Below are 13,930 nucleotides of genomic sequence, written 5' to 3' on the forward strand. Positions count from 1 at the left end.
GACCATCTTATATCATGTCCGAACAATCAGCTCTCCAGTATTATCGTTATCGGCTCAATCGCGATCCCAGGCGATTGCTCGGTTGGGTCAACGCCAATTGGGCGCATAATCAGAAGCTGCGCGTAGCATGCTATCTCGGCGGTTTTTCGGTAGTCATGCTTGTACTGGCTTGGGCGACGCTGGGGCGGAATCTGCCCGATGCCGAATCGCTTCTCGAATACGAGACTCCGCTGCCGACGGTTGTTCGCGGGATCGATGGAGAGATCGTCAACACCTATGCGCGCGAGCGCCGCGTCCAGCTACAATTTGTGGACTTCCCTCCGCGCCTGATCGAATCTTTCCTCTCGGCCGAGGATAAGACCTTCTTCGATCACGCCGGGGTGGACATTACCGGCACGGCCAATGCGGTTATCGACTATGCGACCAAGTTCGGTTCGGGTGAGCGGGCGGTCGGCGGATCGACCATCACCCAACAGGTCGCCAAGAACCTGCTGCTTGGCGATGAGTACTCGATAACGCGCAAGTTGAAGGAAATGATCCTTGCGACCCGCATCGAGAGTGTGCTGACCAAGCAGGAGATTCTCGAACTCTACCTCAACGAAATCCCGCTCGGTCGTCGCAGTTTCGGCATACAGGCTGCCGCACGCGCTTATTTCGACAAGGATGTCGGCGATCTCGAACTGCACGAGATGGCCTTTCTCGCCATCCTGCCCAAGGCGCCGGAGCGCTATGGGCGCGAACGGTACCGTGACCTCGCCATCGAACGCCGTAATTTCGTTCTCGATCAGATGGTCGCCAACGATTTCATCACTGCCGATGAGGGCGCTGCGGCAAAACAGCAGGATCTCGGTCTTGTCCGGCAGCGGACCGAACGTTCTGCCGACGCCGGTTACTTTCTCGAAGAAGTACGCCGTCAATTGATCGACAAGTTCGGCGAGACGGCCGATGACGGACGCAACAGTGTCTATGCCGGCGGCCTATGGGTACGCACGTCGCTGGACACGGAACTCCAGCTAGCGGCGCGTGATGCACTTCGCGCGCAACTTATCAGCTATCATGGCAATCGCGGATTTACCGGACCGATCGCGACGCTCAACCCGGACAATGGCGATCTGACATCGCAATTGGCATCGTCCAATATCTCCATAAACTATCAGGATTGGCGCGTCGGGGTGATTACCGCTCCCGGCCGGATCGGTTTCACGGACGGCGAGGAATACGATCTGTCGGGAGGACCGTCTACGCTTGAAGCCGGCGATGTGGTCGCCGCGGTGAAGTTCGGCGATGGCTATGCCATTCGCGGGGTGCCCGAAGTTTCGGGCGCGTTCCTTGCGGAAGCCCCGCAAACGGGCCGCATCCTTGCCATGCAGGGAGGTTTCGATAGTCGCCTCGGCAGCTTCAATCGCGCGACGCAGGCGCTTCGACAGCCCGGTTCGACCATCAAGCCTTTTGTATACGCCTCGGCGCTCGACCATGGGATGACGCCGGCGACGCAGGTGCCGGACCAGACCTTCTGCGTCTGGCAGGGCGCAAATCTCGGCGACAAGTGCTTTCGCAATTTCGGCGGCGGCGGCGGCGGCGTTCACACGATGCGCTGGGGTCTCGAGCAGAGCCGGAACCTGATGACAGTGCACATTGCCGACGACACCGGAATGAACAATGTCATCAAGACCATCGCGCGTGTGGGCATTGGTGAGTACCAGCCTTATTATTCCTTCGCACTCGGCGCGGGCGACACGACCGTGGCGCGCATGGTCAATGCCTATGCCGCGCTCGCCAACTGGGGCCGACAGAACGACGGGTCGGTTATCGATTACGTTCAGGATCGTGACGGAAAAGTTATCTTCAGGACCGACCGACGCGATTGTTCGAACTGCAACATGGATGAATGGGATGGCCAGCCCATGCCGCGCTTCGATGTGTCGGGTCGGCAGGTGCTCGACCCGCGCACGGCATTCCAGATGGTCCATATGTTGCAAGGAGTGGTGACGCGTGGGACGGCCGTGCGCCTGCGCAGTCTCGATCTGCCGCTGTTCGGAAAAACCGGCACCACCAATGGCCCGACCAACGCGTGGTTCGTGGGCGGTTCGCCAGATATAATTGCGGGCATGTATGTCGGCTTCGACCAACCGCGCAATCTCGGCGGTTGGGTACAAGGCGGCAACACGGCAGCCACGATCATGAAACGGTTCATTGAGGCTACGAAGGATCGCTGGCAGGCAGAGGATTTCGTCGCGCCCCCCGGCGTGCGCATGGTCAAGATAGACCGGCGGAGCGGCAAGCGGGTTTTCGAAGGAGCGCCTTCGGACGCACCGACTGCAGCCGTGATCTGGGAAGCTTTCAAGCCCGATACCGAGCCGCCGCGGGCGACGCGTTCGGACGCCATCGCTGCCAAGCGCAATGAAATTCTCGAACTGATTCGCAGGGGGCGTCAAGGGGCCCAGCAGGCGCTTGCCAATGATTCGAACGAGCAGGCCAACGATTTTGTCGAGGATCAGGGCGGCATCTACTGATCCGCCTTGGCAGGAGCGCACATTGCGTTCATGTTAGATGCTATGAAGATCGCTCGTGCACTTCTCGCCGCAGCCGCCCTTGGTTTCGCCGCAGCGCCCACGCTGGCTGCGCTCGACAAGGGTGAAGAAGCCCCGCGCTTCGCCGCGCAAGGCGCGATGGCGGGCAAGCCGATCCGTGTCGATCTTGGGACATCGCTCAAGAAAGGGCCGGTGGTTCTTTATTTCTTCCCTGCGGCCTTTACCTCGGGTTGCAATCTGGAGGCGCAGACTTTTGCTGCGGCGATGGATGACTTTCGCAAGGCTGGCGCCACGGTAATCGGCATGACTGGCGGCAACACGAACCAGCTGCGCGATTTTTCTGCCAAGCATTGCGCTGGGCAATTCCCCGTCGCCTCGGCGTCGAAAGATCTGATCGATCGCTACGATGTTTCGCTCGGACTGAAAGACGAGAAAGCCGGGTGGAGCGATCGTACTACCTATGTGATCGACACTGACGGTCGGATTGCATTCGTCTATTCGGACCTCAAGCCGCAGGAGCATGTCGCGCGCAGCCTTGCCGCCGTGCGGTCGCTCGCTAGCAAGTAACCGACCTGCAACATCTTCCCCGCGCCGCGCGTCTGCGCTAGGCGCGGCGCCCGCACACCTTTTTCAGGAGAGTTCCATGCGTGCCGAAGGGCAGGCCCATATCGACAGGATCGAAGCCGCATTGGCGCTGGTGCGCCAGTCGCTCGACTGGGACCGCGCGTTGCGCCGCCTCGACGAGCTCGATGCGCGGGTGCAGGATCCCACCCTGTGGGACGATCCCAAGCAAGCTCAGGCGATCACTCAGGAGCAGAAGCGCCTGGAAACAGCGATCGGCACCGTACGCGAGATCGAAGCGGAGATGGCCGATGCCGTCGAATTCGTCGACATGGGTGAAAGCGAAGGCGACGCGGAAGTCGAGCGTGAAGGCCTCGATTCGCTCGCCAGACTGGCCGAGCGCGCCGATCGCGACAAGGTGCAGGCGCTGCTCTCGGGCGAAGCCGACAGTTACGACACCTATCTTCAGATCAACGCAGGCGCCGGTGGCACGGAAAGCCAGGACTGGGCCGACATGCTGCTGCGCATGTACGCCCGCTGGGCCGAACGCCGTGGCTTCAAGGTCGAAACGGTCGAGTATGCGGCGGGCGAACAGGCGGGTATCAAGAGTGCCACTCTGCTGATCAAGGGCGAGAACGCCTATGGTTATGCCAAGACCGAAAGCGGGGTGCACCGTCTGGTTCGGATCAGCCCCTATGACAGTTCCGCACGCCGCCATACCAGCTTCAGTTCGGTATGGGTCTATCCGGTGATAGACGACGATATCGACATCGAGATTAATCCCGCCGATCTCAAGATCGACACGTATCGCGCCTCCGGCGCAGGTGGCCAGCATGTCAACACGACCGACTCGGCAGTGCGCATTACCCATCAGCCGACCGGTATCGTGGTCGCCAGCCAGAACGATCGTAGCCAGCACAAGAATCGTGCAACTGCGATGAACATGCTCAAGGCACGGCTATACGAGCGCGAAATGGCCGAGCGCGAGGCTGCGGCGTCGGGCGAGTATCAGGAAAAGAGCGAAATCGGATGGGGGCACCAGATCCGCTCCTACGTTCTCCAGCCGTACCAGATGGTGAAGGATCTGCGTACCGGCGTGCAGTCGCCAACACCGGACGACGTTCTCGATGGCGGGCTCGACCCGTTCATATCGGCGGCGCTGGCGCAGCGCGTGACGGGCGAAACGGTTGAGGTGGAGGACGCGGATTGAAGCCGATACTTGCCTTGATCCTGCCGCTTGCGCTGCTTGGCGCCTGTAAGGGGCAGGCGATCGTCGAAGAGGATCAGCCACGTTTCCCGGCGCCCGACAGACCCGTATCCAATTTGGGCTCGAACGAGTTCTCGACGGAAGACCAGCGCGACAGTCGCGGCGAAGCGACAACCGTCATGGATCTTGCCGAAATCGAGCCGGGGATGACGGTGGCTGATATTGGCGCAGGCAATGGCTACTATACCGTGCGCCTGGCCGAACGCGTGGGTGACGAAGGCCGCGTGCTTGCGCAGGATATCGACAGCGACGCACTCAGCCGCCTTGGTCGAAGAATTGAACGCCAGCGCTTGGAGAACGTATCGATCCGCCTCGGCGAACCTGCCGATCCGATGCTGCCGGAAAATAGTTTCGACCGCATTTTCATGGTGCACATGTATCATGAGATCGAGCAGCCTTACGAGTTCCTGTGGCGCATGTGGCCCGCCTTGCGCGAAGGAGGTCAGGTCATAGTCGTCGATATCGACCGCCCGACCGACCAGCACGGAATAGATCCGCTGCTCTTGAGCTGCGAATTCAGAGTAGCAGGCTACGAGCTCGTAGCCTTCCGGGACGCGCCGGAACTGGCGGGGTATTATGCCCAGTTCAAGGCTGCGGCCAGGAGGCCGTCGCCCGAAGAGATACTGCCGTGCCGCGGCGATCAAGCCGCGATGGGCGAGGAGGCGCCAAGCGCCCCAGAGAAAAAGAAGAAAGTGTGAGTGACATGAGTTTCAAGGGTCTGGAGCCGATAAGCTATGGCGGCAAGGAGGTCTGGCCGTTGGTCGAAGGCGGCAAGGGCGTTTCTGCCACCAATCATGCGAGCTCCGGTGCATGGGCCGGGGCCGGCGGCATAGGTACGGTCAGCGCAGTCAACGCGGACAGCTACGACGAAGACGGCAACCCGATTCCGCAAGTCTACCCGCAAGCCACTCGCAAGGAGCGCTTCGAACAGCTGGTTCGCTACGCTATCGACGGTGCTACCGAACAGGTGAAGCGCGCGCACGAGATTGCCGGAGGCAAGGGTGCGATCAACATCAACGTCTTGTGGGAAATGGGCGGGGCTCAGCAGGTCCTCGAAGGCATACTGGAGAATTGCCCAGGCCTCGTAACCGGCGTGACCTGCGGTGCAGGCATGCCTTACAAGCTCGCAGAGATCGCGGCGCGGCACAATGTCCACTACCTGCCGATCGTTTCCTCGGCTCGTGCCTTTCGCGCATTGTGGAAGCGCAGCTATTCGAAGGTGCCCGAGTTGATGGCAGCCGTGGTCTACGAAGATCCCTGGCTTGCCGGCGGACACAACGGCCTTTCCAATGCCGAAGATCCGACTGCACCCGAAGACCCGTATCCACGTGTGGCCGCTCTGCGTGAGACCATGCGTAAGGAAGGCGTTTCCGAAGACACCGCCATCGTCATGGCCGGTGGCGTTTGGTTCCTGCGCGAATGGAACGACTGGATCGACAATCCGGAAATCGGCAAGATCATGTTCCAGTTCGGCACCCGACCGCTCCTGACGCATGAAAGCCCGATCCCGCAGGTATGGAAGGACATGCTGCGAACGGTAGAACCGGGCGACGTGCTGCTCCACAAGTTCAGCCCTACCGGCTTCTACTCCAGCGCTGTGAAAACGCCTTTCCTTTACGACCTGATGCACCGTTCCGAGCGACAGATCCCGATTTTCAAGCGCGATGAGGAAGAGGGTACGGTCCCACTGGCCGATCATGGCAAGGCCAAGTATTTCTGGGTCCATCCCGGCGACCAGCGCAAAGCGCTGTCGTGGATGCACGAGGGCTTTTCCGAACCATTGAAGACGCCGGACGACACCGTGGTCTTCGTAACGCCGCAAAGCGCCGAGCAGATCCGCGAAGACCAGCAGGGTTGCATGGGGTGCCTGTCGCATTGCCAGTTCAGTAGCTGGAAGGACCACGACAACCACACTACCGGCCGCCTCGCCGATCCGCGCAGCTTCTGTATTCAGAAAACCCTTCAGGACATCGCCCACGGCGGCGACCCGGACGAGAACCTCGCCTTTGCCGGCCATGCAGCCTACCGCTTCAAGCAGGACCCGTTCTACTCGAACAACTTCACCCCGACGGTGAAGGAACTGGTCGAGCGGATACTGACGGGGGATTGAGACGAATTTCTGGTCTCCCCAGTAACGTCGCCTCAGACCTCGTGAGGGGCGCAAGCTAGTCCTGCGGCGCTTCCGACCCAATCAAGCTTTAAGCTCGGGAGCGAATGATTGGTGACTACAACCCCGTCAACACCTGATCCGGCGGCCTGTGCCCATCCGCCCACATGCGTATGTTGGCAATGACTTTCATGCCGCTTTCTGCCCGGCCTTCGCGTGTGGCGCTGCCTATGTGGGGAAGGGTCATAACATTGGGGTGGTGGATCAGGCGTTTGTCGACATTGGGCTCGACGGGATACACATCGAGCCCCGCACCCGCGAGTTTGCCGCTCTCGAGCGCTGCAATCAACGCGTCCTGGTCGACGAGATCGCCGCGGGCGGTGTTGATAAGGCTTGTCCCATCCTTCATCAGGTCCAGCCGCCGTGCGTCGATCATGTGGCGGGTGCCGGGCCCAGCGGGGCAGTGCAGGGTGAGGATATCTGCCTGGGCCATAAGATCGTCGAGGTTTTCGACCCAACGCGCATGGAACATACGCTCGACCGCTTTGGGAAGACGCTTGCGATTGTGATAGGCGATCTCGAGCCCGAAGGCGCGGGCACGGTGTGCCACTGCCTGGCCGATCCGCCCCATGCCGACGATCCCGAGCACCTTGCCCGCCAGCTTGGTGCCGAGCAGCGCAGTTGGCGTCCAACCTGTCCATTTGTTGCTTCGAATAAGTTCCACGCCCTCTCGGACGCGTCGCGGCACGCCAATGATTCCCGCCATTGCGAGGTCGGCCGTATCGTCGGTGAAAACGCCAGGAGTGTTCGTCACGAGGATATTCCGGGCAGCGGCCGCGTCGAGATCCAGATGTTCCGTGCCCGCGCCGAAATTGGCGATCAGGCCGAGGTTCTTGCTCGAAGCAGCAATCATTTCGGCATCGATCCTGTCCGTGACGGTCGGAACCAGCACATCGCAGTCGCGCATGGCTGCTACGAGTTCGTCACGCGTGAGCGGCACGTCATCGGCATTCAGTTGCACATCGAACAACTCGTTCATACGTTCTTCGACGCTCGGAATCAGGTGTCGCGTAACGAAAACGCGCGGTGTTCGATTGAGCCGTTTGGGCGGGTGGGAGTCGGTGCTTTCCATGCAGTCGCAGCGCTAGGACGTGGGCGGGGGAGCGGTCAAGGATATGACGTGGATGCCATCGCTGCTCGCGTTGACTATTCATACCGATTCCTGAATTCATCAGCGCATGGTCGCGCGCCTTCTCATTCCGCTCTTAATTCTTGTCGGTTTCACCGGGGCGGCAAAGGCGCAGGAACGCGAGGTGCCTTACTGGGCGACGATCCGGGCAAGCGAACTCAACATGCGTGTTGGACCAAGCGCCGACTACAAGATCGATTGGGTCTATCGCCGTCCGGGCCTGCCGGTGAAGGTCGTCCGGATGATGCAAGGATGGCGCCTGATCGAAGATCCGGACGGCGCCAGAGGGTGGGTGGTCGCCCGCCTGCTTAGTCCGGATCGCGGGGCGATCGTCATCGGTGAAGGGAACACCGAGTTGCGGGCCGGCGGGGCGGGCAACGCGCCAATCAAATGGCGCATCGCGCCTGGTGTTGTCGGTGTGCTGGGGGGGTGCGAGGCCGGGTGGTGCGAGTTGTCCGTCGGCAACCGGAGCGGATGGATTTCGGAATCCCGTCTATGGGGTGCGGGCACGCCCTGAAGCGAAAAGAGGCGAAACCTGTGTTCGTCTCTGGCATCATACTCGGCGTAACCTACTCGGCCGAAGACTCCGTTGGAGTTTCGGTCTTATCCTCGACTTTGCGAACGGTTGACTGGATGTTGCCGTCGGCGTCTCGGGCTTCGAAGCTCCCGTCTTTTCCCGGTTCGCCGCCGGTGAAACAGGTCTCCGGCGCATCGCCCTCGGGATCGAAGCATAGCGTGCCACCGTCACCGATGCGCCAGGTGCCACTCTCGGTTTCGGTACCGTCCGCCATTGCATCGACGTAAGTTCCGTCGGCGTTGATGGTTTCCATGATCACGGTACCGTCAGCATTCTTGACCTCGTAGGTGCCCGTTATGTCTCCGGTTGCGGTGCTGCCAAGCGCGGTGTCGGCAGCTTCGGTTGAGGGTTGCGAGGGGACCTCCTGCGATCCGCAGGAGGCGAGCATCATACAGATGGCTGCAGGAATTGCAGAGCATCGCGTCACGATTTCTCTCCCCCCTGCCGGAGCGATCAGATCAACTCTACTGCGACTGCAGTCGCTTCGCCACCGCCGATGCAAAGCGAGGCCACGCCGCGTTTCTTACCCTGGCTCTTGAGCGCGTTGAGCAGCGTCACGATGATGCGAGTCCCACTCGCGCCGATCGGATGACCCAGCGCGGTGCCACCGCCGTTGACGTTGATCTTCTCGTGCGAGATGCCGATGTCGCGCATGGCGAACATCGCGACGCAGGCGAACGCTTCGTTGACTTCCCAGAGGTCCACATCGTCGGCCGACCAGCCTGCCTTTTCGAGCACCTTGGTTATCGCGCCGACCGGTGCGACGGTGAATTCCGACGGCTCCTGAGCATGTGCAGCCATGGCGACGATCTTCGCTACGGGTTCCTGCCCGTTGTCCTTTGCCACACTTTCGCGGGTCAGCACGACCGCGGCTGCCCCGTCCGATATCGACGAGGATGTTGCGGCCGTGATCGTACCGTCTTTGGCGAAAGCGGGGCGAAGCGTGGGGATCTTGTCGGGCTTGCCCTTGCCTGGCTGTTCGTCATGCTCGACCGTCACCTTGCCCGCGCGGGTGGAGAAAGTCACCGGGACAACTTCTCCGGCGAACGCACCGCTTTCGATCGCAGCATTGGCGCGACGCAGTGATTCGATCGAATAGGCGTCCATGTCCTCGCGGGTGAGCTGGTACTCGTTGGCTGTATCCTGCGCGAAAGTGCCCATCGCCCGACCTTCTTCATAAGCATCTTCGAGCCCGTCGAGGAACATGTGATCGTAGGCGGTGTCATGGCCCAGCCGGGCACCCGACCGGTGCTTCTTCAAGAGGTAGGGTGCGTTGGTCATGCTCTCCATGCCGCCTGCCACGACATAGTCGATTGTGCCGCTGGCCAGTGCTTCGGCGCCCATGATGACCGTCTGCATACCGCTTCCGCAGACCTTGTTGACCGTGGTCGCCTGTACCGATTTCGGCAGGCCGGCCTTGATCGAAGCCTGGCGCGCCGGAGCCTGACCGAGACCGGCGGGGAGTACACAGCCCATATATGTGCGATCGAACCTGTCGACCGGCACGCCCGATCGCTCGACCGCCGCCTTGACGGCCGTCGCCCCCAGATCGGTGGCGGAAACATCCGCGAGGGCGCCCTGCATGCCGCCCATCGGGGTGCGGGCGTAGGACAGGATGACGACGGGATCGGATGCGCTGAACTGGGTCATGCTTGTGCTGGTCCTTGCGTTCTGGAATATCGGTTGTCGAAGGCGACCTATCAAGTTGCCCCCTACCTAGTGCTGCGACGCAGCGATATCAAACGGAGAGAGCGATGGCGGACGATCGGAAGAGCGAAATGGAAGCCGTGTTGCGCAAGCAACGCGCCGCGCACAACCAGATGCGTCCAGAGCCGATGGCGCTGCGAAAGGACCGGATCGAACGCGCCATGAAGTTGCTCAGGGATCATGGCGAGGATCTGTGCAAGGTCATGGCAGCGGATTTCGGCAATCGTTCCCCGCATCAGTCGATGATCACCGACATCGCAGGCACGGTGAATTTCGGGAAATACTGTCTCAAGAGCATGGACAAGTGGGCGAGAGCGGAAAAGCGGCATGTGCAGTTTCCGCTCGGCCTGCTCGGGGCCAAAGCCGAGCTCCGCTACGAACCCAAAGGCGTGGTCGGTATTCTCTCGCCGTGGAATTTTCCGGTGAACCTCAGCTTCGGGCCGCTGATGCAGATTTTCGCCGCCGGCAACCGCGCGATGATCAAGCCGAGCGAGTTTACCGAGAAAACGAGCCTGCTCACCAAAGAACTTGTTGAGGAATATTTCACTCCGGACGAATGCGCAGTGTTCACCGGCGGTCCCGAAGTGGCGGCCGCCTTCAGCGAATTGCCTTTCGACCACCTTATTTTCACGGGGTCGACCGCGACGGGCCGCAAGGTGATGGAAGCGGCTGCGAAGAATCTCGTCCCGGTCACGCTCGAACTTGGCGGCAAGTCGCCGGTCTTCATGGGCGAGAGCGCCGATTTCGCCAAAGCGGGCGAACGGGTGGCGATGGGCAAGATGATGAATGCGGGCCAGATCTGCCTCGCGCCGGATTATCTCTACGTACCGGAAAGCAAGCAGGACGAGGCGATCCACGGCGTTTGGCAGGGAACTGCCAGCATGTATCCCACCCTGCTCGACAACGAAGACTACGCCAGCGTCGTGACCGATCGCCATTTCGACCGGCTGCAGGAACTCGTCGCCGATGCGCGAGACAAGGGCGCGGAGGTGATCGAGGTCAATCCGGGCAACGAGGATTTTTCGAACACCAACGCCCGCAAGATGCCGCTGACGATCCTCAAGAACGTCAACGACGACATGAGGGCGATGCAAGAAGAAATCTTCGGCCCCGTCCTTCCCGTAAAAACTTACGGCAGCATCGACGAAGCCATCGACTACGTGAACGAGCACGACCGCCCGCTCGGCCTCTATTATTTCGGTCAGGATGCCGCGGAACGAGAGAAGGTCCTTACCAAAACCATCAGCGGCGGTGTGACGGTGAACGACGTCATCTTCCATATATCTATGGAGGATCTGCCGTTCGGAGGCGTGGGTCCGTCGGGTATGGGCAGCTATCATGGAGTGGAGGGCTTCCGCGAGTTCAGCCATGCGCGCAGCATCTATACACAGCCCAAGATCGACGTCGCCAAGCTTGGCGGATTCAAGCCACCCTATGGTCCCGCGACAGAGAAAGCGGTCAAAACCATGATGAAATAGCCGGACTTGGCAGGGGCGCCCCGCATGTCGCGGATTTATTGCGAATAGTTCGCATTTCTGCACCCTTGCACCATCTGGGTGAGGGGCCTAGAGGCGGGCGCGAACCAAGCCCGACGCCTAGGAATCATTCGTGGTCGACCTCGAACAATACCTGCCCATCCTGATCTTCCTGTTTGTTGCCGTTGGCCTTTCGGCGCTCTTCGTTTTCCTGCCGATGGGCGTTTCGCGGCTGACCGGCTCGCATAAGCCGGATGCAGAGAAGCTCAGCGAATATGAATGTGGTTTTCCCGCGTTCGAAGATCCGCGCAGCCAGTTCGACGTGCGCTTCTACCTGATCGCGATTCTGTTCATTATTTTCGATCTTGAAGCGGCTTTCCTGTTTCCCTGGGCGGTCAGCCTGGATCTCACCGGATGGCCGGGTTGGATCACGATGATGATCTTCCTCGGCGAACTCGCCGTCGGCCTCGCTTATGCGTGGAAGGTCGGCGCGCTGGAGTGGGAGTGATCGTATGAGCAATTCGACCATCATCACGCCGCCAAACGCTGTGCCCGCGGCACAGGGCGGAGAAGTCAGGCAGCCCGATGCCGACTATTTCGACGCGCTACAGACCGAAGTGAACGACAAGGGCTTTCTGGTCACCTCGACCGAAGACCTGTTTCAGTGGGCCCGGACCGGCTCGCTATGGTGGATGACTTTCGGCCTCGCGTGCTGCGCGGTGGAGATGATCCACGTTAACATGCCCCGCTACGACATGGAGCGTTTCGGCGTCGCCCCGCGTGCTTCCCCGCGTCAGTCGGACGTGATGATCGTCGCCGGTACGCTGTGCAACAAGATGGCCCCGGCGCTCCGTAAGGTCTACGATCAGATGTCGGAACCGAAATATGTCATCTCGATGGGTAGCTGCGCCAATGGCGGCGGCTATTACCACTACAGTTATTCGGTAGTGCGCGGTTGCGACCGGATCGTCCCGGTCGACATCTACGTGCCCGGTTGCCCGCCTACGGCCGAAGCGTTGCTTTACGGCGTGATGCAGTTGCAGCGGAAAATCCGCCGCTCAGGCACGATCGAGAGGTAGGCGCCATGGCAACTCTGCATCCTGCCCCCCGCTTCACGCTGATCGACGGGCTCAAGGCCACGCTTGCCAAGGCACTGGGCGATCACCTGCTCGAAGCGAATGAGGCGCATGGCGAACTGCTGTTTACCGTGAAGCGCGAAAGCATCGAGGATGCGCTCCGTATTCTCCGTGACGATCACAAGTACCAGCAGCTCATGGAAATCGCGGGCGTCGACTACCCAAGCCGCGCTGAGCGGTTCGAAGTGGTCTACATGCTGCTTTCGCTGACTGCCAACAGCCGCATTATCGTCAAATGCTCGGCTTCCGAAGATACGCCGGTGCCGACTGTCACCACGCTGTGGCCCAATGCGGGTTGGCTCGAGCGCGAAGTGTTCGATCTCTATGGGGTGTTGTTTGCAGGGAATACGGACCTGCGCCGTATTCTGACCGATTACGGTTTCGAAGGGCATCCTTTCCGAAAGGACTTCCCGCTTACCGGCTATCACGAGCTACGCTATTCGGAAGACGAGAAGCGTGTGGTGTACGAGCCGGTTGAACTCGCTCAGGACCTCCGTCAGTTCGACTTCATGAGTCCCTGGGAAGGTGCCGATTACGTCCTTCCTGGCGACGAAAAGGCGGACACTCCGCCGGTCGACAAGCCGAAGACCACTGAGAAGCCGTCGGACACCGGTGCCGGTGCGAAGACCGACAAGCAGGCGACCGGGAAGGTCGGCGCCGGTGCGCCGGATGAGAAAGACGGTGGCAAGGGAGCTCCAGCGCCCGAGCCGACCGAAGACCGGCCTGCGCGTGCCGCGCGAAAGGGCAAGGTTGGAGGCTCCGCCAAAGCCACCGAGCCGAAGAAGAAACCGAAGGCTCCTGCCAAGCGCAAGCCTGCCGCCAAGAAGAAGGATTCCGAGTGATGAAAAAGCTGCTCTATGTCGTCCTTCCGCTTGCCCTTGCTGCTTGTTCGTCCGAACCTGCAGAACAGGAAAGCGCCGACGATTTCGCCAATCGCATCGGTCAGAATGGCAAAGAGGTCGATCCGTCGCGACCGGATCCGGATGCGCCCAACACGGCATCGGAGACACCACCGAAGGGCGCGGACCTGACGCAGCTGGCGAAGCTTGGCGATATTGGCGGGGTCAATCTGGGTCCCCGCGAAGGCGGATGCACATTGATGATCGGCAGCCAGGAGATGCTTATCGCTGCCGGGATGAAAGATGGCGCGATACCTGGTAAAGCGGTCGTTCGGGTGGGCGACAGCTTGACGACGATCGATGCCGATGTCGGCGGGCTGGATGCGATCAAGACCGGCACGACCTTTTCCGGCGAAGGCTTTACCGTATCGGTGGCGCCCGCTGCCGGCGACCAGCAGCGTCGGCCAGCCAACGTTACCGTGCGCGATGCTGCGGGCAAGAGCCAAAGTTATAGCGGAAACTGGATCTGCGGATGAGTCAC

Annotated in this window: 14 protein-coding genes; 11 read left to right on the forward strand and 3 right to left on the reverse strand. The window is 60.8% G+C overall.

Annotation, left to right across the window (positions count from 1 at the left end):
• Positions 1-14 precede the first annotated feature (14 nt).
• The 5 genes from K3174_RS01375 to K3174_RS01395 all read left to right on the forward strand — a co-directional run bounded on the left by K3174_RS01375 (position 15) and on the right by K3174_RS01395 (position 6,469).
• Positions 15-2,513, forward strand: a complete 2,499-nt coding sequence (locus K3174_RS01375) for a penicillin-binding protein 1A (protein ID WP_221555033.1) — start codon at positions 15-17, stop codon at positions 2,511-2,513.
• 42 nt (positions 2,514-2,555) lie between these two features.
• The gene (locus K3174_RS01380; protein WP_221555034.1) at positions 2,556-3,098 is read left to right on the forward strand and encodes a peroxiredoxin; all 543 of its coding nucleotides are present in this window, start codon (positions 2,556-2,558) and stop codon (positions 3,096-3,098) included.
• A gap of 76 nt (positions 3,099-3,174) precedes the next feature.
• Entirely contained in the window at positions 3,175-4,302 is a 1,128-nt protein-coding gene (gene prfB / locus K3174_RS01385) for a peptide chain release factor 2 (protein ID WP_221555035.1), read from the forward strand.
• Positions 4,299-5,057: a class I SAM-dependent methyltransferase gene (locus K3174_RS01390; RefSeq protein WP_425594413.1), complete on the forward strand. Its 759-nt coding sequence runs from the start codon at positions 4,299-4,301 to the stop codon at positions 5,055-5,057. The genes prfB and K3174_RS01390 overlap by 4 nt, the downstream gene beginning before the upstream one ends.
• Before the next feature lie 5 nt (positions 5,058-5,062).
• Positions 5,063-6,469 (forward strand): NAD(P)H-dependent flavin oxidoreductase, encoded by a 1,407-nt coding sequence (locus K3174_RS01395; RefSeq protein WP_221555036.1) that lies wholly within the window; start codon positions 5,063-5,065, stop codon positions 6,467-6,469.
• 115 nt (positions 6,470-6,584) lie between these two features.
• On the opposite strand, the gene K3174_RS01400 is transcribed toward K3174_RS01395, so the two are convergent.
• Positions 6,585-7,598 carry a 2-hydroxyacid dehydrogenase gene (locus tag K3174_RS01400; RefSeq protein ID WP_221555037.1) on the reverse strand — a complete coding sequence of 338 codons (1,014 nt, stop codon included), beginning with the start codon at positions 7,596-7,598 and terminating at the stop codon, positions 6,585-6,587.
• A 106-nt stretch (positions 7,599-7,704) separates the two neighbouring features.
• Here K3174_RS01400 and K3174_RS01405 point away from each other — a divergent pair, with 106 nt between their 5' ends.
• Positions 7,705-8,172, forward strand: a complete 468-nt coding sequence (locus K3174_RS01405) for an SH3 domain-containing protein (RefSeq protein WP_221555038.1) — start codon at positions 7,705-7,707, stop codon at positions 8,170-8,172.
• Between the two features lie 52 nt (positions 8,173-8,224).
• Here the strand turns inward: K3174_RS01405 and K3174_RS01410 are convergent, their stop codons facing one another.
• Both K3174_RS01410 and K3174_RS01415 read right to left on the reverse strand, forming a co-directional pair.
• The gene (locus tag K3174_RS01410; protein WP_221555039.1) at positions 8,225-8,623 is read right to left on the reverse strand and encodes a hypothetical protein; all 399 of its coding nucleotides are present in this window, start codon (positions 8,621-8,623) and stop codon (positions 8,225-8,227) included.
• Positions 8,624-8,685: 62 nt separating this feature from the next.
• Complete coding sequence (locus K3174_RS01415) at positions 8,686-9,882, reverse strand: thiolase family protein (protein ID WP_221555040.1); 1,197 nt, start codon at positions 9,880-9,882, stop codon at positions 8,686-8,688.
• 104 nt (positions 9,883-9,986) lie between these two features.
• Here K3174_RS01415 and K3174_RS01420 point away from each other — a divergent pair, with 104 nt between their 5' ends.
• The 5 genes from K3174_RS01420 to K3174_RS01440 all read left to right on the forward strand — a co-directional run bounded on the left by K3174_RS01420 (position 9,987) and on the right by K3174_RS01440 (position 13,925).
• Positions 9,987-11,417, forward strand: coding sequence for a coniferyl aldehyde dehydrogenase (locus K3174_RS01420; RefSeq protein ID WP_221555041.1), 1,431 nt, complete (start codon positions 9,987-9,989; stop codon positions 11,415-11,417).
• A 130-nt stretch (positions 11,418-11,547) separates the two neighbouring features.
• Positions 11,548-11,922, forward strand: coding sequence for an NADH-quinone oxidoreductase subunit A (locus tag K3174_RS01425; protein ID WP_221555042.1), 375 nt, complete (start codon positions 11,548-11,550; stop codon positions 11,920-11,922).
• A 4-nt stretch (positions 11,923-11,926) separates the two neighbouring features.
• Positions 11,927-12,493, forward strand: coding sequence for a NuoB/complex I 20 kDa subunit family protein (locus K3174_RS01430; RefSeq protein ID WP_221555044.1), 567 nt, complete (start codon positions 11,927-11,929; stop codon positions 12,491-12,493).
• A gap of 5 nt (positions 12,494-12,498) precedes the next feature.
• Complete coding sequence (locus K3174_RS01435; RefSeq protein ID WP_221555045.1) at positions 12,499-13,392, forward strand: NADH-quinone oxidoreductase subunit C; 894 nt, start codon at positions 12,499-12,501, stop codon at positions 13,390-13,392.
• Complete coding sequence (locus K3174_RS01440; RefSeq protein WP_221555047.1) at positions 13,392-13,925, forward strand: hypothetical protein; 534 nt, start codon at positions 13,392-13,394, stop codon at positions 13,923-13,925. Before K3174_RS01435 ends, K3174_RS01440 begins: the two co-directional genes overlap by 1 nt.
• The last annotated feature ends 5 nt before the right edge of the window (positions 13,926-13,930 follow it).

The organism is Qipengyuania qiaonensis (assembly GCF_019711515.1).
GTDB lineage: Bacteria > Pseudomonadota > Alphaproteobacteria > Sphingomonadales > Sphingomonadaceae > Qipengyuania > Qipengyuania qiaonensis.